Here is a 19,129-nt window from a genome sequence, read left to right as displayed (position 1 = left end):
GTAGTTTTCCGCCGATGCAGTTTTGATTTCACGGGGCGTTCACGCTAGTAAGGCGCGACACCCCCTCCCAGCTTTCGGAGATCGCACCTGTGATCCGTGCCTTCCTGTCCCTTATCGGCAGTCTCTTCACGCTCGTGACCATGGGGGCGCTCGCGATTGCACTGTCGATCGGTGCGGTCTTCTGGATCTATTCCCGCGATCTGCCCGACACCGATCAGCTGGCGCAATATACACCGCCGACGATCAGCCGGATCTACTCGGGCGAGGGGAACATCATCGACGAGTTCGCCAAGGAGCGGCGCCTCTTCACCCCGGCGGACGAGATCCCCGCGATGGTGAAGCACGCCTTCATCTCGGCCGAGGACAAGAACTTCTACACCCACCAGGGCTACGATCCGCGCGGTATGGTTGCCGCCGCCATAGATGCGGCTGCCGGCAACGGGGTGCGGGGCGCTTCGACCATCACGCAGCAGGTCATGAAGAACTTCCTGCTGGGTGGCGAGCGCTCGGCCGAGCGGAAGGTCAAGGAGCTGATCCTCGCCGCCCGCATCGAAGAGACGCTGAGCAAGGACAAGATCCTAGAACTCTATCTCAACGAGATTTTCCTGGGACAGAACAGCTATGGCGTCACCGCCGCCGCGCAGAGCTACTTCAACAAGTCGCTCTCCGAACTCGAACCGCAAGAGGCCGCCTATCTCGCCGCGCTGCCCAAGGCGCCCTCGACCTACCATCCGGTACGCGCGCGCGAACGCGCCATCACGCGGCGCAACTACGTCCTGCGCGAGATGTTCGACAACGACTACCTGACCGAGGACGAGTATCGCGAAGCCCGCGTCGCACCGCTTCTGTCAGTGCAGGGCGGCGACTTCGAGAGCTTTCGCGACGAAATCCCCCCCCGCGACTATTTCACCGACGAGATCCGCCGCCAGCTGAGCCGCGACTACGGCGAGGGCGAGTTCTTCTCGGGCGGCCTCTCGGTGCGCGCGACCATCGATCCGGAGCTGCAGAAGGTCGCTGCCGTCGCCCTGCAAGAGGCGCTGGAAGACTACGACCGCAGCCGCGGGCAGTGGCGCGGTACGGGGAAAAGCATCCCGGCAGACGAGCTGTCGGATTGGCAGAGCGCGCTCGAGACCATCGATGTCGCTCGCGACATCGAGGTCGGAGGTCAATGGTACCCCGCCGTGGTACTTGAGATCGGCGACCAATCCATGCGCGTCGGGGTGGAGGGCGAGGGCGAGCAGTCTGTCCCCCGCGACGACATCAGCTGGCTTCCCGGCAGTTTCCACGACGAGTTCGAGGTCGGGGACGTCGTCCATGTCCGCCGAGCCGGGGACGCGGGTTGGACTCTGCGACAGGCACCCGAGGTCGAGGGCGCGTTCATGGCGATGGACGTGGACACCGGCCGCGTCCTCGCGATGCAGGGCGGCTTTTCCTACCAGCACTCGGTCTTCAACCGCGCCACGCAGGCAACCCGGCAGCCAGGCTCGTCCTTCAAGCCCTTCGTCTATGCCGCCGCACTGGACAGCGGCTTCAGCCCGGCCGCGATCGTCGTGGACGCGCCGATCGAGATCAACACGCCCCAGGGCATGTGGCGGCCCAAGAACTACTCGAACAAGTTCTACGGGCCGACGCCGTTGCGAACGGGGATCGAGCAGTCGCGGAACCTGATGACCGTCCGCCTCGCGCAAGAGGTCGGAATGGACACTGTCGCGAGCTACGCCGAGCGTTTCGGAGTCTATGACAACATGGGCCGCTTCCTGGCCAACTCGCTCGGCGCCGAAGAGACGACGCTCTACAAGATGGTCGCGGCCTATTCGATGTTCGCCAACGGCGGCGAGCGGGTCGAGCCGACATTGGTGGATCGCGTGCAGGATCGCTGGGGCCGGACGGTCTACAAGCATGACCGCCGCCAATGCGTCGATTGCGACGTCGCGCTGCTGGAAGACGGGTTTGCGCCGCAGATCGTGTCTGATCGCGAGCGGGTGATGAACGCGATCACGGCGTATCAGCTGACCTCGATGATGAAGGGCGTGGTCGAGAACGGCACCGCGCGAGGCAAGGTCGACCTGGGCGTTCCGGTGGCCGGCAAGACCGGCACCACGAATGACGCCAAGGACGTCTGGTTCGTGGGCTTCACCTCGAACATCGCGGCGGGCTGCTACATCGGCTACGACCAGCCACGCTCGCTGGGGTCCAACGCCTCGGGCGGCGGCATGTGCGCGCCCGTCTTCAACAAGGTGATGCAGGCTGCGACCAAGAAATACGGTGGTGGTCCGTTCGAGGTGCCTCCCGGCGGCCATTTCATAAAGATCAACCGCTACACCGGCGCGCGTCTGCCCGACTCGGCCAGCGGCCCGGACGTCGTGGCCGAGTACTTCCGCCTTGGCGAAGAGCCGATGTTCGGCGTCTCGTTCGACGGGGGCTTTGCCATGGGGGCGAATCTGCCGCTGGTGGACGAGGCCCGCGGGGCCGGCGTCTCGGCGGGCCAGCAGGTGCAGAATGCCAGCGGTCAGACGGTCACGATCCCGACCAGGAAGGCATCCCACGGATCGATGAGCTCGGGCGGGCTCTACTGACGGCCGCTCTCAGCGACGCTTGCGCTTGCGTTCGGGTTTCCAGCGGCGGTGAATCCAGAACCACTGGTCCATGTTCTCGCGCACCACGGCCTCGAGTCGGTCGTTTATCTCTTGCGTCATCTCGACCGGGTCGCCGTGGGGCACGGGATCTTCCATGACCAGGCGGAAGGACAGCCCGTCTGGCTGACGCAGTCCATAGCACGGGATCACCACGGCGCCGTGTTTGACCGCCCAGTGGCAGGCGGCAGTGGATGTCGGGGCACTCTTGCCGAAGAAGGTCGTCTCGGCGCCCTTGCGGTTATATACATCGGTCAGGATGCCGATGATGCCCCCCCTCGCGAGGTGGCGAACGAACTGCGCGACGCCTTCGCGCTTCGTCGGGAACAACGGCGTACCGATCTCGCTCAAGGCCTTGACGTAGTGGTCGTTGAAACGGGGGTTGTTCATCTCGCGGTAGAGCCCGGCCACTTCGTACCCCTCGGAGAAGAGGATTGCGCGGAGGGCATCGAAATTGCCCATATGCGCCGTGACGAGCGCGACGGGGCGACCTTCGGCCCTCGCGGTGTGCAGGGTCTCGACGCCGGGGCCCTCCAGCGGAGTGCCAGCCACGTGGCGCTTGAACTCCCCGCCCGAGTAGATCTCGATCAGCGTGCGGCCGACATTGTCCGGCACCGCGCGCACCAACCGCTCGACCTCGCTTGCGGAAAGGTCCGGGCAGGCATGCGCAAGATTCTCGCGGATGCGCCGGCGCCAGCCTGCTGCCGGAGCGATGACGGTGGTGGCGAGCCGGCCCATCAGCCGCACGCGCGTGGCGTAGGGCAGCGCGAGCACGGCGCCCAGCAGACTGCGGATCAGGACGTTCTGCGTCGCATCGACGACTTCGGATCGGTTCTGGCGGGCCAAGCGTAACACCTCGCAGCGTCTGGTAGCGCGAGGGTTACCCGGCAGCGCCGGAGGGCACAACCTGGCCGCCGAAGGCGGCTCACTCTGCTGCGGTGGCCAGCTTGATCCCGCCGGAATCGGCCAGCGTGCGAATGGCACGAACCACGGCGATTTGTGCCGTTTCACTGTCGGCGTCGGTGATCGGTCCGAACTCGGCTACTTCGGCGCGGATCGTGTCGGCCAGGCGGCCCGGCAGTTTCGACAGGATGAAATCGGATGCGACGGCCATTTTCGGATCGCCCGCCGCTCCGGCAAGCGCCGCGACGAGGCTCGCCTGCTCGACGGCCTTGGCGATCGCGGCCACATCCTTGGGATCGACCCTCTCGGGGATGTCCACGAAAGTGAAGATCGCCGCACGCACCTGATCGGCGAACTCGCGATCCTCTTCATCGAGCCCTGCAAGCACATCTTCGCGCGTCGGAGCGGGGGAGACGTCGAGGATCGCGCCGATCCGTTCGACCGAGGCGGCGGTGAAGGCGCGGGGCGGCTCGGCCTGAAGCTGTGCCGCGAGGGCTGCTCCGATGCAACGGACCGTGTCGGGCATCACGTCGGCGGTGTCGCTGACGGCGATGGTCAGCCGACGCGCCTCGGGCCCGGTCAGCTTTCCCAGAACTTCGGCCGCCGTGCTGACATTGAGCTTCGACAGGATCACCGCGCCGATCTCGGGGCTTTCGCGCTGCATGAGCTCGACCAGCTTCGGGACGTCGAACCGCGAGATCGTCTCCCACGGGTCTTCGCCCCAGAACGCGCCAGACTGCGCGCGCATCTTCGCGATGACATCCGCCGAAATGGCGCCTTCGAGCGCCTTCAGCGCACCGTCCACTCCACCCGGGAACGCCAGGCCGATCCCGTCGAGTTCGGTGGCGAATTCCTCGGCCACCTCGCGCAGGGTCTGGCGGTCTATGAAACGCATCCGGCTCATCTGCGAGATGAGCTCGGCCTGGAGCGCGGGGGGGAGGGACATCAACGGCAACTTGACGCCCTCGGCCAGAAGAAGCCGCACGACGACCGCCGCCTTTTCGCGGCGCGACAGGCTGCGCGGTGCGCCGCTTCCGCCCAACTGCGGCGCGAAATCTTCTTCCTGCGTGGCCAGTGCCGTGATCATCCCGCCCTCCAGGGTCTTTCGCCCGGAAGGTAGGCTGAGCGGAGTTAACGGCGTGTTACCGTGCGCGGTTCAACTGCTAACGGGCACGCAGGTTCTGCTCGCAGAGTCATAGGCGCTGCCTTCGGCACAGGTCATGGCCTGCTTATCGCTTGCGCACTCGGCCATGGCGAATGTGGGTGCGGCGAACAGCGCGAGCGCGGTCAGAAGAATCCTCATGGTCGTCTCCTCTAAGGTCACGATGGGGCAGTTTACCACGTAAAGCTGACCTTGGGGAAACTATTGCGGTTAGGGGTGTCACGGCGTCTCGCCGAAGACCCGTGCAAAGATCGTGTCCACATGCTTGGTGTGATATCCGAGATCGAACTTCTCGGCGATCTCCTCCTTCGACAGCGCCTGCGCGACCTCGGGATCGCCCAGCAACTCGGTCTGGAAATCCGCGCCTTCGGTCCAGACCTTCATCGCGTTGCGCTGCACCAGGCGATAGGCGTCCTCGCGGCTGACCCCGGCATGGGTCAGGGCGAGCAGAACCCGCTGCGACATGACGAGCCCTTTGAACTTGTTCATGTTCTCGATCATCCGGTCGGGATAGATGACGAGGTTGTCGATCAGCCCCGTGAGCCGCGCGAGCGCGAAATCCAGCGTCACGGTCGCGTCGGGGCCGATATTGCGCTCGACCGAGCTGTGCGAGATGTCGCGCTCGTGCCAGAGCGCCACGTTCTCGAGCGCCGGGACGACGGCCATGCGGACGAGGCGGGCGAGGCCGGTGAGGTTCTCGGACAGGACCGGGTTGCGCTTGTGGGGCATCGCGGACGAGCCCTTCTGGCCTTTCGAGAAGAACTCTTCGGCCTCCAGCACCTCGGTGCGCTGCATGTGGCGGATCTCGGTCGCGACGTTTTCGATCGAACTCGCCACGACACCCAGAGTCGCGAAGAAGGCGGCGTGGCGGTCGCGCGGGATGACCTGCGTGCTGATCGGCTCGGGCACGAGGCCCATCTTGTCGCAGACATGCTCTTCCACGCGCGGGTCGATATTGGCGAAGGTGCCGACCGCGCCCGACAGCGCGCCGGTGGCGACCTCGGCGCGGGCGTCGCGCAGGCGGGAGAGGTTGCGGTCCATCTCGGCGTAGAAGCGGGCGAAGGTCAGGCCCATCGTCGTCGGCTCGGCGTGGATGCCGTGGCTGCGGCCGATGCGGACGGTGTCCTTGTGCTCGTAGGCGCGGCGCTTCAGCGCGGCCAGCAGCGCCTCGACATCCGCGATGAGGATGTCGGCGGCGCGGGTCAACTGCACGTTGAACGTCGTGTCGAGCACGTCGGACGAGGTCATCCCCTGGTGCACGAAGCGCGCGTTGTCGGCGCCGACGATCTCGGACAGGTGGGTCAGGAAGGCGATGACGTCATGCTTGGTCTCGGCCTCGATCTCGTCGATGCGGGCGACGTCGAACTCCGTGTCCTTGGCCTTCCACACGGCCTCGGCGTTTTTCTTGGGAATCGAACCGAGTTCGGCCATGGCGTCGCCTGCATGCGCCTCGATCTCGAACCAGATGCGGAACTTCGTCTGGGGCTCCCAGATCGCGACCATCTCGGGGCGGGAATAGCGAGGGATCATGGGGATTGTGCCTTTCTGCTGGCGTGCCGGGACGGCTGTGGCTTAGACCGCGCTGGATGAGGCCACAAGGGCGAGGCGATGACGCCGCAACTGGAAGATTTCGAGGGCGCGTGGCGGCTCACGCGCATCGTCGCGGATCGCCGTGACACGCCCGACGCGAATTTCACCGGCAGCGCCCGGTTCACGCCCGACGGCCCCGTGCTGCGCTATGTCGAGACGGGGCGGCTCGAGATGGGCGAGACGGTGCTCGAGGCCGAGCAGTCGCATCTGTGGCGGATGGACGGCAACCGGTTCCGCGTCTGCTTCGCAGATGGGCGGCCGTTCCACAGCTTCGACGCCTCTGTCCTGCAGCCCGAGGCGCGCCATGACTGCGCGCCCGACCTCTACCTCGTGCGCTACGACTTCACGGCTTGGCCTGCCTGGACCGCGGAATGGACCGTGACGGGCCCGCGGAAGGACTACGTGGCAACAAGCCGGTATTCGCGGCCGGATCGGTAGAGCGGTCGGCCTTGCGAAACGACGACGGCAGGGCGCGAATCTTCGCCCCGTGCGTTTCGCGCCTTGATGCCGGGCGGACCCTGCGCCATGTGTTCGGCTGCTCCGGGCCCCTCTGGCGCGCCTGCCGGCCTCGCGTGATGTCGGAGCCATACCTGTCCCATGCGGCCGGCTGACGGGATATATCTCTTGCTTGTCCTCACACTCATTCTCGGTCTGGTCCTGCTCGTGGCCGGAGGAGAGGCCCTGGTCCGCGGGGCCGTGGCCCTTGCCAACCGGCTTGGCGTCTCTCCGCTTCTCATCGGTCTTACGGTCGTGGGCTTCGGCACCTCGACGCCCGAGCTCGTCACCTCGCTTCAGGCGGCCTTCGCGGGCGCGCCGGGCCTTGCGGTCGGCAATATCGTGGGCTCGAACATCGCCAACATCCTGCTGATCCTCGGCGTTGCCGCCATGCTCAGCCCGGTGGCCGTGTCGCGCGACGCGTTCCGCCGCGATGGCGGCGCGTTGATCCTCGCCACGGTCGCGACGACGGTCATCGTGGTGACCGGCGTGCTCGGCCGGGTCGGCGGCGCGGTGCTGTTGGGCGGCTTGATCGCCTACATCGTGGTGGCCTACCGGATGGACCGGAAGACTCCCACGCCGCCGCAGGACGAATTGACGATCGAGATGCCGCTCTGGCGCGCGTCGCTCTATGCGGTCGGGGGCATCGCGCTGACGATCCTCGGCGCGCGGTTCCTCGTGTCCTCGGCGACCGAGATAGCGACGGCCGCGGGCGTGTCCGATACGCTGGTGGGGCTGACCATCGTCGCGGTCGGCACCTCGCTGCCCGAACTGGTCACGGCCGTCATGGCGGCGATCCGCAAGCAGGGCGACATCGCGTTCGGCAACGTGTTGGGCTCGAACATCTACAACGTCCTCGGGATCCTCGGCGTGACGGCGCTGGCCCGACCGCTCGAGGTGCCGGCCGAGATCGCGAATTTCGACATCTGGGTGATGGGGGCCGCCACGCTGATCCTCGCGGCGGTCGCCATAACCGGCTGGAAGGTCACGCGGGGCGAGGGGGCCGGCTTGGTCGCGCTCTACGCCGCCTATATCGGCTGGCTCGCAGCGACCGCCCTGTGAAGAAGTGCGCCGCCCTTCGCGGGGCGGCGCACGAGGTGGCTCAGAGCTTGCCCATGACGACAGCGGTGTCGGCCATGCGGTTCGAGAAGCCCCACTCGTTGTCATACCACGTCAGGATGCGGCACATCGTGCCGTCCAGCACCTTCGTCTGGTCCATGTGGAAGATCGACGAGTGCGGATCGTGGTTGAAGTCGGACGAGACCAGCTTGTCCTCGGTATAACCCAGCACGCCCTTCAGCTTGCCGTTCGCCGCCGACTTGATCGCTTGGTTGATCTCTTCGACCGTGGTCTCGCGCGAGGCGGTGAAGGTCAGGTCCACGACCGAGACGTTGGGCGTCGGCACCCGGATCGCGACACCGTCGAGCTTGCCCTGAAGCTCGGGCAGGGCGAGGCCCACGGCCTTCGCGGCACCGGTCGAGGTCGGGATCATGTTCAGCCCGGCAGCCCGCGCGCGGTAGAGATCCTTGTGCACCGTGTCGAGCGTCGGCTGGTCGCCGGTATAGCTGTGGATCGTCGTCATGAAGCCGCGCTCGATCCCGATCGCGTCGTTCAGGACCTTGGCGACGGGGGACAGGCAATTCGTCGTGCAGGACGCGTTCGACACCACCTTGTCCTCGGCGCTGAGGCTCTCGTGGTTGACGCCGTAGACGATCGTCTTGACCTGCGGCTGGCTATCGCCGGACACCGGGGCCGAGACCAAAACTCGCTTCGACCCGTTCTCGAGGTGCAGCGCGGCCTGGTCGGCTTTCGTGAAGATGCCGGTGCATTCCATCGCGACGTCGACATCCTGCCACGGCAGTTCCTTCGGATCGCGCAGCGACGTCACCCGGATCTTGCCGCGGCCGGCGTCGATCCAATCGTCGCCGGTGGTCACCTCGCCGGGGAAGCGGCCGTGGACGCTGTCGTAGCGCAGCAGGTGGGCGTTCGTCTCGACGGGGCCGAGATCGTTGATGGCGACGACCTCGATATCGGTGCGGCCCGACTCGATGATTCCGCGCAGCACGTTCCGTCCGATGCGACCGAACCCGTTGATGGCGACCTTGACTGCCATGGTATCCTCCTGGAAACGGCCGGCCCCCTCGGCCGGCGCAGGTTTTGCCGTTGTTGAAAGCCAATTGCCGATCCGGGTCAACCGTTCGACGCTATCAAGGCGGCCACGCTCAGCGCCAGAAGGCCAGCCAGCCGATCAGCCCGTCGATCTTGCGCATCAGGAACAGCGACCCGCCCCAGTCGAACCGCATGTCAGCCCAGATTGCCCCGAGGACCAGCAACGCGACAAGGAGGGATGTCCGGTTCGTCATCGCGGCGGAGCATGCCAGAGGCCCCTTGCTGTGGAAAGAGAGGCGCTATGTCCAAGCGGATGGAGTGGTCGTTCGATCCTGGCCGTTACCGGCCCTTGATCCGTGCTGGCACCACGGGTTCGCGGCGCGCGCCTGCCGGCGTCCCTCCGTCCGTCACATGAGCGGAGGGATCGAGATCGAGCGACGCGACCGCGACGGTGGCGACTCCTCGTTCCTCGTGTGGCTGATCTCGCCGATGGGGCACAGGATCCTGTTCCACGAGGGCGCGACCTATGCCGAAGCACGCGAATGCGCGCTCGAGGCGGTGCCGATCTTCGGTCCCCTTCGGCGGGACGACGGGGGCAATCCGATCCAGTGAAGCGACGGGGTTTGGTAGGCCCGGAGGGACTTGAACCGCGATCCGCTCCGGCCTTGTTTATTCGACCTATGGCGTGGCGTGTACTCCATGCAGAATATACCGTGGGGCACTTCACCAGTCCTGGCCGGCCAGTTTCGACACCGCCATCTGCCCGAGACGCCGCCGCTCTACGTGCCGGGTACAGACCTCCGAGGTGACAGCATCTTGATAGCGGCAAGCGGCGGTAGGACCGGCATAGACACGGGGCGCGAGCCGTTCTTGCCGGGCTGCCAATCGAGCCACACGACGCCGCCATTGGCGCGCCCGAGCCGGTATACATCCCCGATCTGGCAAGCGGTGAACATGAATGGGCTCAGAGCAAGGCGCGCCATTGTTCCGCGCGGATGCGGGTCGCGGTAGCGGTTTAAATCGTCCACCGTCCACGGTGTTGCGCCGCATTGGCTGCGGTAGACCGGAGCCGCGACGGCCGCGCGCCGGACTCACGCCAACATGGCCGCGTTCCAATCCGAAATTGTAGACCGCGCGCAGGAACTTCCACACGTTCAGGGCCTTGCCGGGGGTCGCCGCCATTCGATCCTTGAAGGCGTTGTGCTCGGCCGCAGGCAGTCCGCATTGGTCCTTGCCAGCCGAGCGCTTCTGCTCGCTGATCTGGGCCAGAACGAAACTGGCGAGACTGCGGCGTTCCTTTAAGTGAGCGGCGAGGCTTGACCGGCGGCGACCGTCGCTGAAAGGCGCTCCAGGTTGAGGGCCACCAGCCAGCCGAGCGTGCCCCGGTCTGGCCCATGCACCCCAGTCACGGACAGCCTCTCCCCGGCGCGGGCGGCGCGGTAGTGATCTGCGAAGTCGGGGTGATCCGGATTGACGGGTAGGGTGATCTTGCGGGCCTTGTCGCCTTTCATCCGGACGCGGCACCGGGTGTTGCCTGATGGCAGGCGCTCGATCATCAGCCCCGAAAAATCGACCCGCGCGTCACCATCCACCCGTCTCGTCCTCCCCATCAGATGCGAGGTCATCGGCCTAGGCGTCAAGCGCGTATCGGTCATAGAGTCGCTTGCCGCCGAGAACGCGCCGGAGGATCGGCAGGCCGCGCAGGGTCGGGCAGTAGGTGGGGGACGAATTCCAGGTGCGGTGCTCCCATGGTGTCAGTCCTCCTCTCCGCAACAAGGGCAACGTTCCGGCGCGCGATATCCTTGGGGGGAATACCCGCGCTCCAGCTCGCTAAATCTCTCCGCCTTTGGTCCGATTACAGACGATCTCCTGCGTGGCTTCATCAAGAAGCCAGAGATGCGGGGCCAGTGGTTCTCCGCATGGCGGGGGAGGATCCATAATGAAGCGCCACGTGCAGAAAGAGGATGAGATATTCCAACCGGATGATCCTGAGGAGGGGTGGCGCGATTGGCTTCCGCTCTGGCTGGCGACCTGGGGCAGCCTGATCGTGTCGGTGGTGTTCTTTGGGATATCGGTCGCGTCTTTTTTCTCATATTAGACTTCCGCTGGATTTTCAGCACCCGCCGCGTCTGGGTCTTTCGCCCCTCGAGCAACGCGCGGATCATCGGCACGGAGAACAGGATCGGACGGTCGGTCATTCCGGAACGCTCCATCCACAGCGACGGCCGACGCGCTCTGGCCGCAGCAGCTCGCGCGCCAGTGATGCAGGCCCAGACGGCACAGGATGCGCCGCCACCGCTTCTTGTCGGCTGCGTAAACGGCGACGATACGCTTGGCCTCTTCCTTGGTGATGCGCCGGTAGGGCTCTTGCTGCTTTTCGGGGTTCACGCCGCGACCCCCTTCTCGACCCGCGCCCTGCGTGCCCGGTATGAGGCGATTTCCGAGGATGACCGAGGCGCCTATTGGGTGCTGACCGTCTACCGCAATCCGCCGGGCAACAGGTAGGGGAGCCTAGAGTCGACTGACATTCGCAGGTCGAGCGGAAAATGACAGGAAGACGAGGCTCTTGTGATGCGATCATCAGCGATCGATGCGTCATGCACCAAGACTGAAACCGGACCTCCCGATGGGGGCTGGCCAACCAATGGATGGCCTCCGGCGCGGGCGGCCGGTAGCCCAGGGACGAGTGGGGCCGCGCTGTATCGTAACGGACGCGCCATGCCTCGTTCACGCCGCGAGCCTCAGCGAGGGAGTGGAAGATCCCGCCATCCAGCAGCTCGTCCGCTGCCCGGAAGGAGATTGCAGAGCAATCTGCCGAGAGGGGGACGTGGTTCGGCCGCTCCGGCCGCAGACGGATGCACGACCCGTCGTTCAGCCAGAGCCGAGCCTTCCTGGGCTGCTTCTGGGAAACCTTCAGCCCCTCCCGCCGCCAGATCCGTTCCACACGCTTGGCGTTCAAGACCCAGCCGGCATCACGCAGCATCGCTGCAATCCGACGATAGCCGTAGCGGCCGTAGTGCGTGGCGAGCGCGACGATGTCCTCAGTCAGCGCGTCCTCGTCCGCCCGCCCTCGCGGCACCTTCCGCTGTGCGGGGCGATGCTGTCCGAGAACACGGCAGGCGATCCGTTCCGACACCCGGAATTTCTGCCTGATGTGATCGAAGCCTTCCGCAGGCGCTCGTTCTCCTTCTCGAGCGCTTTCAGCCGCTTCACCTGGTCGATCTTCAGACCGACGAACTCCTTAAGCCACCGGTAGCAGGTGAACTGCGTCACGCCGATCGATCGCACCGGCTCGGCCACCGCCTGGCCCTGCGGTACCAGCACGTCGACCTGCCGAAGCTTCGCGACGATCTCTTCCGGCTTGTGTCTCTTCCGGGGCATTCCTGCATCCTCCAATCGGCTCGCAAGCCATACTTCAGGGAGGACCACTTTTCAGGGGGCAGGCCACCCGGCGCCTGATCGTGTCGGCGGGAACTACTGGCGACCATCCGAAAGGGTGCCGGCATGATCGACAATTGGCACTGAAGGGCGGATCGTCTGGAGGATAGCCACCAAACTTGCAGGACGCAGGAGATGGAAGAACCAATTGGACGTTACGCACGAGATTCCGAAGATTGCACCGGCACTCTAAATGCCGCCAACGTGCTTGGAACGGGCGTAGCGAACACCATCTAGGCCAGCGGGTTCTTCTCGCGCAAACAGGCCGGACATCTGATGGCAATCGACTTGGTCGGAAATCTGCTACCATCGTGACAAGGAGGAGCCGTCCACATCTGCAACCTCTATTCAATGAATCGGACTCAGGACGAGTTGCGAGGGCTGTTCGCTGGACGGCGCGTTGATGACCGACTCGGCAACCTTGGGGCTGGAGAAGAGGTCTATCCCGATCAAGGGGCGCCGATCGCGCGCGTGAGCGGCGCCGACATCGTTCTGCAGAGTGCCCGCTGGGGTATGCCCAGTCCGAAGCAGTATCACAGCAAGAGCGGTATCGATCGAGGAGTGACGAACATCCGGAATACTGCCTCGCCCCATTGGCGCCGGTGGCTCGGCCCGGAGCATCGCTGCCTCGTTCCTCTAACGGCCTTCGCGGAACCGCTCGGCAGGGGCCGCGGCAACGTGTGGTTTCGTTTCCCACAGGATGTCACGCCGATGTTCGCAGGCATCTGGGTCGAGAGCTGGACGAGCCTCCGTAAGCTGAAGGACGGCGAGACCACGGACAACCTGTTCGCCTTCCTGACGACGGAGCCGAACGCGGAGGTTGCAGAGATCCACCCGAAGGCGATGCCGGCGATCCTCACCGAGCCGGATGAGAGGGAGATCTGGCTCCACGCGGAGTGGGGCGAAGCGAAGAAACTCCAGCGCCCGCTTCGGGACGGTGTGCTCCGGGTCGGATCACCTTCTTAGCTCATCAGCGGTCTTCTGCTCGTCTTCCAGTAGGTTGGAACCGGGCTGGGGCGATAGAGTTGCCACGTCGAAGCGACCCTTTCGTGGCAACAAGCTGCAGCACCGAACCGGTATGGGAATCCTGCGCATGACCTATCTGAATACACTCGCCGCGATTGCGCTTGCGGCCGTTTCCTTTGCTGCAGCGCAGCCTGTCGCTGCACAACCCGGCAACTGCCCCCCGGGACTCGCAAAGAAGAACCCACCTTGTGTGCCTCCCGGGCAGGCAAAGAAGGGTGTAACGACGCAAGAGTGGCTGAACCGCCACCGGATCGGTGAGCGAGTCGATCCCGAAGACGTGGATTGGATAGACGACATCTCACGTCTTAATCTGCCGCCGTTGACAGACGGGAGCCGCTACGCCGTGATCGACGGTATGCTGGTCGCGCTCGACGCGGACAGTTACGAGCTACTGCAACTCGTTCGGAAAGCGGCTGCTGTCTTCCAATAGAACCCTCAAGTTTCCGAACCTACGCGCTCACAACGGCCAGATGAGCGGGATGAACAGGCAGGCCGTGATCCCTGTCACGATGTTGAGCGGCAGGCCGATCCGGGTGAAGTCAGTGAATTTGTAGCCGCCCGGTGCATAGACCATCGTGTTCGTCTGGTAGCCGATCGGTGTCGCGAACGCGAGCGTTGCCGCGAACATCACCGCGACCACCAGCGGTCGCGGATCAAGGCCGAGAGTCTGGCCCAGAGTGATGGCGACGGGTGTAACGATCACCGCGACGGCGTTGTTCGACAGAAGCTCGGTCAGGATCTGGGTCAGGAAATACAGCGTGAAAAGCACGGCCAGCGGTGGCAGATCCGCCAGCCAGGGCAAGAGCGGGTCCACGATCAGCTGTGCGGCCCCCGATCGATCCATCGCGTCGCCGACGATCAGCATCGACAGGATCAGGATCAGGAGCGGTGCACTGACCGCTGAATATGCCTCCTCTGGCTCGACTGTCCTGGTGGCAAGCAGGATCGCGACCCCCAGCATGGCGAGGATCTGGATCGGCGCGAGGTCGAATGCCGACAGAATGACGATTGCGCTCACCACGCCCAGAACGAGCGGCGCATGCTTGCGCCGGTAGGGCCGGTCGGTCGGAGCGCTGAGATCCGCAAGGTTCATGTCGGCGGCGAGGCGACGAATGTCATCCGGTGCCCCCTCGAGCAACAGTGTGTCCCCAACCCGCACCACGATGTCGTCGAGCTGGCGGCCGATGTTCTGGCTGCGCCGGTGGACCGCCACCGGATAGACGCCGTAGCGTCGCCGGAGCCTGAGCTGCCCGAGCGAGCGGCCGATCATGCGGCAGCCGGGAAGGATCAGGGTCTCGACCGTCGACGTGCGGGTGGAGGCGATGCGGTCGACCAACGTCACCTGTTTGGAGTCCTTGAGGCCGAGGAGCTCCTGCATCTCCGTGCGAAGCACGACCCGGTCGCCTTCGGCCAGAGCGACGTCGGGAAAGCTCCGTCGCAGACTCTGATCGCCGCGGATCACGTCGATGAGGCGCATCCCCTCGCGCCTGAAGATCGTGACCTCCGTCGCGCGCGCTCCGATGAGGGGCGAGCCCTGCGGCAAGACGACCTCGGTGAAGTACCTGGGGCGCTTCCGCGCGCCCAGCAGGTCCGAGATCGATTGGCGGTCCGGCAACAGCGATGGCACCAGGACCCACATCGCGACGAATCCGACGACGCTGACCGCGAGGCCGAGTGGCGCGATCTCGAACAGGCCGAAGGGCGCCAGGCCTTGCGCCCGCGCCACGCCATCGACGAGGATGTTGGTAGAGGTGCCGATCATCGTGATCATCCCGCCGAGCACGGCCTGGTAGGATAGCGGGATGAGGAGCTTGGAGGGCGACATTCCCATCGCCTGCGCAAGCTGGACTGTCACGGGGATCATCACGGCGACAAGTGGCGTATTGTTGGTGAAGGCCGAGGCGGCCGCCACGACGACTGCGACACCACAGATCACCAGCACCTTGTGATCGGCCGCCTGCCGCGACACGAACCACGCGAAGCTGCCGATCAGGCCCGTCCGGACCAGTCCGGCCGAGACTATGAACATGGCGGCGATGGTCCAGGGTGCCGGGTTCGCGAATACCTCGAGCACGCCATCGGCGGGGACGATGCCAAGGATGACGACAGCGGCCGCGCCCAGCATTGCCGAAACCTCGACAGGGTAGGTCTCGAGCATGAAAAGCGTGAACATGATGAGCAGGACGCCCAGCGTCAGATAAGCGTCGACATGCGGCTCGGAGAAAAAATCCGTCATCTTCCGGCCATGTGCCCATGCATACCAAGACGGTTCTGCCGTCGCCCGCCTTCCAAGGCGGAGGAGTGTTCACTCATGCATAAGCTCCGGCCTGCACCTGCCTCACCCGAAAGGCGAGCCACGTTCTCCTCAACGGCCCTTTCTATCAGGGTTCGCAAGACGTGCTCAATGGCTTTGCGCTGGCGTTCCATGGCTGCCTGCGCCGTAGCCAACGATGCAGAACGTCCCCGGCAACAGGGCGCGGACTTGATCCGTCGCCGGGACACCCAGTTTCGCCTCCGAGCGGCATTCGGTTTCCCATGTGTCAGGCGCATCGAACGACCCGCCTCCTTCCCCAGTGAGACGCACGTTTGCCCCCGGCGCCCACACGGTGTCACCGTCGATGATCATTGCGGCGGTAACGGCCAGGACGGCGAGACAACTCATCGTGCGTCCTTGTGACGTTTGGGCGGCATGTAGTGATGAGCGGGAATCGTGGGACACAAAGCTTGCAAGTCATTGAAGACATATGCCCCCGGCGCGCAATCCGTGGGGCACTTTGTGCCTTATCTTACCGGTGTTCGGCGGGAAATGGTAGGCCCGGAGGGACTTGAACCCCCAACCAAAGCGTTATGAGCGCTCTGCTCTAACCAATTGAGCTACAGGCCCGTCCGCCCCGCCCTTAACAGAGGTGCGCGGGCAGGGGAAGCGCCCGGCTTGCGGCAGCTTCCGTTCCGCGCTAACGCCGCGGCACAATCTTCCGGAGGCTGCCATGACCGACAAGAACGACGGACTGACCTATTCCGCGGCGGGTGTGGACATCTCTGCCGGGAACGACCTTGTCGAGCGGATCAAGCCGGCGGCGGCACGCACCGCACGCCCCGGCACGATGTCGGGACTGGGCGGATTCGGCGCGCTGTTCGACCTGAAGGCCGCCGGCTACACCGACCCGATCCTGGTCGCCGCGACCGACGGGGTCGGGACGAAGCTGCGCATTGCCATCGACACGGGCGAGGTCGGGCAGGTCGGCATCGACCTCGTCGCCATGTGCGTCAACGACCTAGTCTGCCAGGGCGCCGAGCCGTTGTTCTTCCTCGACTATTTCGCGACCGGCAAGCTCGACACGGACAGCGCGGCCAAGGTGGTCGAGGGCATTGCCGAGGGCTGCGCGCGCTCAGGTTGCGCCTTGATCGGTGGCGAAACGGCCGAGATGCCCGGCATGTACGAGGGCGGCGATTTCGACCTTGCGGGCTTCGCCGTCGGCGCGATGGAGCGGGGCAGGGCGCTGCCCGCCGGCGTGACGGATGGAGACTTGATCCTCGGCATCGAAAGCAGCGGCGTGCACTCCAACGGCTACTCGCTCGTCCGTCGCATCATCGAACGCGCGGGGATCAGCTGGTCCGACGCCTGCCCGTGGGACGACAGCACCACGCTGGGTGCCGCGTTGCTGTCGCCGACGGCCCTTTACGTCAAGGGTGCGCTCGGCGCGATGGAAGCCGGCGCGCACGGCTTCGCCCACATCACCGGCGGCGGGTTGCTCGAAAACCTGCCGCGCGTCCTGCCCGAGGGCCTCGGTGCCGAGATCAACCTCGGCGGATGGGAGCTGCCCCCGGTCTTCACCTGGCTGCGCCAGGAGGGCGGCGTGAGCGAGGTCGAGATGCTCCGGACCTTCAATTGCGGCATCGGCTTCGTCGTCGTGGTGCCCGACGAGGCAAGCGCCGCTGCCACCGCCGCCTTCGAGGCCGAGGGCCAGGCGGTCCACCAGATCGGCCGCGTCGGGCAAGGGCAGGGCGTCGCGACCGTCGGCGCCCTGTGAAACGCGTCGCGATCCTGCTTTCGGGCGGCGGGTCGAACATGGCCTGCCTGGTCCACAGCATGACCGGCGACCACCCGGCGCGACCCTGCCTCGTGCTGTCGAACGATCCCGAGGCGGGTGGCCTGAAGCGCGCCCGGGACTGGGGGATCGAGACGGCGGCGGTGGATCATCGTCCCTTCGGCAAGGACCGCGCCGCGTTCGAGGCGGCCCTGTCGGAACCCCTGCGCGCCGCCCGACCAGACGTGATCTGTCTCGCCGGCTTCATGCGGATCCTGACCGCCGATTTCATAGCCGAGTGGAAGGGCCGGATGCTGAACATCCACCCCTCGCTCCTGCCGAAATACCGGGGCCTGCACACGCACGCCCGCGCGCTGGACGCTGGCGAGACCGAGGCCGGCTGTACCGTTCACGAGGTCATCCCCGATCTCGACGCCGGCCCGATCCTGGGCCAGGCGCGCGTGCCCGTCATGCAGGACGACGACCCCGCGACTCTCGCCGCGCGGGTTCTGACGATGGAGCACCGGCTTTATCCGGCTGTCCTGCACAGCTTCGTCCTGGACGACCGCAGCCCGGTTTCCATGGACTGGCCGCCGCAGGATTGAGACACGAAGATGCGTGGGATGCTCTGTTCTAACTTCGGCGACCGCGTCGCTGAAGCGACAGCTCAGCGCGCCGCCTTCTCCTCGAGGCCCGAGCGCTGCTCGCGCCGGGTAAGCTCCGCCTCGATATCCGCCAGCGAGACGTCGCGCGCCGCGCACATGACCAGCAGGTGATACAGCACATCTGCCGCCTCGTAGGTCAGCCGCTCGCGGTCGCCCCTTACCGCTTCAATCACGGCCTCGATGGCTTCTTCGCCGAACTTTTCGGCAGCCTTTTCGGGGCCCTTCGCCAGCAGCTTCGCGGTCCAGCTTTCCTCGGGGTCCGCTCCCTTGCGCAGGTCGATCGTGGCGGCAAGGCGGGCGATGGCGTGGTCGTCCTTCATTCCAGCCTCACGGGAATGCCGGCGGCGGCCATATGGGCCTTGGCCTCGCCGATGGTGTAATCGCCGAAATGAAAGATCGAGGCCGCCAGCACCGCCGAAGCGCCGCCCTCGGTCACGCCTTCGACCAGGTGGTCGAGCGTGCCGACACCGCCGCTCGCGATTACCGGGACCGACACGGCATCAGAGATCGCGCGGGTCAGCGGCAGGTTGAAGCCCGACCGCGTGCCGTCCCGATCCATCGATGTCAGCAGGATCTCTCCGGCGCCCTTGGCCACGACCGTCTGCGCGAACTCGACCGCGTCGATGCCGGTGGGCTTGCGGCCACCATGGGTGAAGATCTCCCACCGGCCGGGCTCGACCGTCTTGGCGTCGATGGCGACGACGATGCATTGAGCGCCGAAGCGGTCGGCGGCCTCGGCCACGACATCCGGGTTCGCCACGGCGGCCGAGTTGAAGGACACCTTGTCCGCCCCAGCCAGCAGAAGGTTGCGCACGTCGTCCGCCGTCCGCACGCCGCCGCCGATGGTCAGCGGCATGAAGCACTGCTCGGCCGTGCGGCGGGCGAGGTCGAACATCGTGCCGCGATTCTCGTGCGTGGCGTGGATGTCGAGGAAGCACAGCTCGTCGGCGCCTGCGGCGTCGTAGGCGCGCGCGGCTTCCACGGGATCGCCGGCGTCGCGCAGGTCGACGAAGTTGACGCCCTTGACCACGCGGCCGTCGGCCACGTCGAGGCAGGGGATGATGCGGGTCTTCAGCATGG

General features: G+C 65.6%; 19 protein-coding genes, 1 tRNA gene and 1 pseudogene. 9 read left to right on the top strand and 12 right to left on the bottom strand.

Annotation, left to right across the window (positions count from 1 at the left end; translation table 11 throughout):
• Window positions 1–89: 89 nt before the first annotated feature.
• A complete protein-coding gene (locus tag PAM7066_RS01415; protein WP_085852329.1) occupies window positions 90–2,576 on the top strand; it encodes a penicillin-binding protein 1A in 2,487 nt (828 codons plus the stop codon).
• Between the two features lie 9 nt (window positions 2,577–2,585).
• Here the strand turns inward: PAM7066_RS01415 and PAM7066_RS01410 are convergent, their stop codons facing one another.
• The 4 genes from PAM7066_RS01410 to purB form a co-directional block, all read right to left on the bottom strand.
• A complete protein-coding gene (locus tag PAM7066_RS01410) occupies window positions 2,586–3,479 on the bottom strand; it encodes a lysophospholipid acyltransferase family protein (RefSeq protein WP_085852328.1) in 894 nt (297 codons plus the stop codon).
• 79 nt (window positions 3,480–3,558) lie between these two features.
• Window positions 3,559–4,623 (bottom strand): FliG C-terminal domain-containing protein, encoded by a 1,065-nt coding sequence (locus PAM7066_RS01405; protein ID WP_085852327.1) that lies wholly within the window; start codon window positions 4,621–4,623, stop codon window positions 3,559–3,561.
• Window positions 4,624–4,692: 69 nt separating this feature from the next.
• Window positions 4,693–4,839, bottom strand: coding sequence for a hypothetical protein (locus PAM7066_RS18810; RefSeq protein ID WP_175484541.1), 147 nt, complete (start codon window positions 4,837–4,839; stop codon window positions 4,693–4,695).
• 78 nt (window positions 4,840–4,917) lie between these two features.
• Window positions 4,918–6,228 (bottom strand): adenylosuccinate lyase, encoded by a 1,311-nt coding sequence (purB, locus tag PAM7066_RS01400; RefSeq protein ID WP_085852326.1) that lies wholly within the window; start codon window positions 6,226–6,228, stop codon window positions 4,918–4,920.
• A 78-nt stretch (window positions 6,229–6,306) separates the two neighbouring features.
• Between purB and PAM7066_RS01395 the strand changes: the two genes are divergently transcribed.
• Entirely contained in the window at window positions 6,307–6,726 is a 420-nt protein-coding gene (locus tag PAM7066_RS01395) for a DUF6314 family protein (protein ID WP_085852325.1), read from the top strand.
• Between the two features lie 186 nt (window positions 6,727–6,912).
• The gene (locus PAM7066_RS01390; RefSeq protein ID WP_085852324.1) at window positions 6,913–7,845 is read left to right on the top strand and encodes a calcium/sodium antiporter; all 933 of its coding nucleotides are present in this window, start codon (window positions 6,913–6,915) and stop codon (window positions 7,843–7,845) included.
• Between the two features lie 40 nt (window positions 7,846–7,885).
• Here the strand turns inward: PAM7066_RS01390 and gap are convergent, their stop codons facing one another.
• Entirely contained in the window at window positions 7,886–8,896 is a 1,011-nt protein-coding gene (gene gap, locus PAM7066_RS01385; RefSeq protein ID WP_085852323.1) for a type I glyceraldehyde-3-phosphate dehydrogenase, read from the bottom strand.
• Window positions 8,897–9,005: 109 nt separating this feature from the next.
• On the bottom strand, window positions 9,006–9,146 hold the full coding sequence (locus PAM7066_RS18805; protein ID WP_175484540.1) for a hypothetical protein: 141 nt from the start codon (window positions 9,144–9,146) through the stop codon (window positions 9,006–9,008).
• Between the two features lie 157 nt (window positions 9,147–9,303).
• Here PAM7066_RS18805 and PAM7066_RS01380 point away from each other — a divergent pair, with 157 nt between their 5' ends.
• Entirely contained in the window at window positions 9,304–9,504 is a 201-nt protein-coding gene (locus tag PAM7066_RS01380) for a hypothetical protein (RefSeq protein WP_085852322.1), read from the top strand.
• 686 nt (window positions 9,505–10,190) lie between these two features.
• On the opposite strand, the gene PAM7066_RS01370 is transcribed toward PAM7066_RS01380, so the two are convergent.
• Window positions 10,191–10,517, bottom strand: coding sequence for a hypothetical protein (locus PAM7066_RS01370; protein ID WP_139214928.1), 327 nt, complete (start codon window positions 10,515–10,517; stop codon window positions 10,191–10,193).
• Window positions 10,518–10,899: 382 nt separating this feature from the next.
• Between PAM7066_RS01370 and PAM7066_RS18800 the strand changes: the two genes are divergently transcribed.
• Entirely contained in the window at window positions 10,900–11,397 is a 498-nt protein-coding gene (locus PAM7066_RS18800) for a hypothetical protein (RefSeq protein WP_176237554.1), read from the top strand.
• A gap of 142 nt (window positions 11,398–11,539) precedes the next feature.
• Here the strand turns inward: PAM7066_RS18800 and PAM7066_RS01360 are convergent.
• A pseudogene (locus tag PAM7066_RS01360) lies at window positions 11,540–12,273 on the bottom strand (IS3 family transposase); the annotation flags it as partial.
• Between the two features lie 390 nt (window positions 12,274–12,663).
• Between PAM7066_RS01360 and PAM7066_RS01355 the strand changes: the two are divergent.
• Window positions 12,664–13,296 carry an SOS response-associated peptidase family protein gene (locus PAM7066_RS01355; protein ID WP_175484557.1) on the top strand — a complete coding sequence of 211 codons (633 nt, stop codon included), beginning with the start codon at window positions 12,664–12,666 and terminating at the stop codon, window positions 13,294–13,296.
• A 127-nt stretch (window positions 13,297–13,423) separates the two neighbouring features.
• Entirely contained in the window at window positions 13,424–13,786 is a 363-nt protein-coding gene (locus PAM7066_RS01350; protein WP_139214927.1) for a hypothetical protein, read from the top strand.
• Window positions 13,787–13,813: 27 nt separating this feature from the next.
• Here PAM7066_RS01350 and PAM7066_RS01345 read toward each other — a convergent pair whose 3' ends face one another.
• Both PAM7066_RS01345 and PAM7066_RS01335 read right to left on the bottom strand, forming a co-directional pair.
• Window positions 13,814–15,592 (bottom strand): SLC13 family permease, encoded by a 1,779-nt coding sequence (locus PAM7066_RS01345; RefSeq protein WP_085852316.1) that lies wholly within the window; start codon window positions 15,590–15,592, stop codon window positions 13,814–13,816.
• 571 nt (window positions 15,593–16,163) lie between these two features.
• Window positions 16,164–16,240: transfer RNA gene (locus PAM7066_RS01335), tRNA-Ile, on the bottom strand.
• A gap of 103 nt (window positions 16,241–16,343) precedes the next feature.
• On the opposite strand from PAM7066_RS01335, the gene purM reads away from it, so the two are divergent.
• Together purM and purN are read left to right on the top strand one after the other, a co-directional pair.
• Complete coding sequence (purM, locus tag PAM7066_RS01330) at window positions 16,344–17,387, top strand: phosphoribosylformylglycinamidine cyclo-ligase (RefSeq protein WP_085852314.1); 1,044 nt, start codon at window positions 16,344–16,346, stop codon at window positions 17,385–17,387.
• Window positions 17,384–17,989: a phosphoribosylglycinamide formyltransferase gene (purN, locus tag PAM7066_RS01325; RefSeq protein ID WP_085852313.1), complete on the top strand. Its 606-nt coding sequence runs from the start codon at window positions 17,384–17,386 to the stop codon at window positions 17,987–17,989. Before purM ends, purN begins: the two co-directional genes overlap by 4 nt.
• A gap of 62 nt (window positions 17,990–18,051) precedes the next feature.
• Here purN and PAM7066_RS01320 read toward each other — a convergent pair whose 3' ends face one another.
• Complete coding sequence (locus PAM7066_RS01320) at window positions 18,052–18,369, bottom strand: phosphoribosyl-ATP diphosphatase (RefSeq protein WP_085852312.1); 318 nt, start codon at window positions 18,367–18,369, stop codon at window positions 18,052–18,054.
• On the bottom strand, window positions 18,366–19,127 hold the full coding sequence (hisF, locus tag PAM7066_RS01315) for an imidazole glycerol phosphate synthase subunit HisF (protein WP_085852311.1): 762 nt from the start codon (window positions 19,125–19,127) through the stop codon (window positions 18,366–18,368). Before hisF ends, PAM7066_RS01320 begins: the two co-directional genes overlap by 4 nt.
• Window positions 19,128–19,129 lie beyond the last annotated feature (2 nt).

It is taken from the genome of Palleronia marisminoris, assembly GCF_900172315.1.
GTDB classification, from domain to species: domain Bacteria; phylum Pseudomonadota; class Alphaproteobacteria; order Rhodobacterales; family Rhodobacteraceae; genus Palleronia; species Palleronia marisminoris.
The sequence above is the reverse complement of the archived record's forward strand: the minus strand, read 5'-3'. Positions and strand labels throughout refer to the sequence as shown.

Excerpts from the sequence above, each read along its gene's own strand:
- PAM7066_RS01345 (WP_085852316.1), bottom strand. The coding sequence starts at position 15,592 with ATGACGGATTTTTTCTCCGAGCCGCATGTCGACGCTTATCTGACGCTG.
- PAM7066_RS01320 (WP_085852312.1), bottom strand. The coding sequence starts at position 18,369 with ATGAAGGACGACCACGCCATCGCCCGCCTTGCCGCCACGATCGACCTG.
- PAM7066_RS18805 (WP_175484540.1), bottom strand. The coding sequence starts at position 9,146 with ATGACGAACCGGACATCCCTCCTTGTCGCGTTGCTGGTCCTCGGGGCA.
- hisF (WP_085852311.1), bottom strand. The coding sequence starts at position 19,127 with ATGCTGAAGACCCGCATCATCCCCTGCCTCGACGTGGCCGACGGCCGC.
- PAM7066_RS01380 (WP_085852322.1), top strand. The coding sequence starts at position 9,304 with ATGAGCGGAGGGATCGAGATCGAGCGACGCGACCGCGACGGTGGCGAC.
- PAM7066_RS18810 (WP_175484541.1), bottom strand. The coding sequence starts at position 4,839 with ATGAGGATTCTTCTGACCGCGCTCGCGCTGTTCGCCGCACCCACATTC.
- PAM7066_RS01350 (WP_139214927.1), top strand. The coding sequence starts at position 13,424 with ATGACCTATCTGAATACACTCGCCGCGATTGCGCTTGCGGCCGTTTCC.
- PAM7066_RS01405 (WP_085852327.1), bottom strand. The coding sequence starts at position 4,623 with ATGATCACGGCACTGGCCACGCAGGAAGAAGATTTCGCGCCGCAGTTG.
- PAM7066_RS01370 (WP_139214928.1), bottom strand. The coding sequence starts at position 10,517 with ATGACCTCGCATCTGATGGGGAGGACGAGACGGGTGGATGGTGACGCG.
- purB (WP_085852326.1), bottom strand. The coding sequence starts at position 6,228 with ATGATCCCTCGCTATTCCCGCCCCGAGATGGTCGCGATCTGGGAGCCC.
- purM (WP_085852314.1), top strand. The coding sequence starts at position 16,344 with ATGACCGACAAGAACGACGGACTGACCTATTCCGCGGCGGGTGTGGAC.
- gap (WP_085852323.1), bottom strand. The coding sequence starts at position 8,896 with ATGGCAGTCAAGGTCGCCATCAACGGGTTCGGTCGCATCGGACGGAAC.
- PAM7066_RS01395 (WP_085852325.1), top strand. The coding sequence starts at position 6,307 with ATGACGCCGCAACTGGAAGATTTCGAGGGCGCGTGGCGGCTCACGCGC.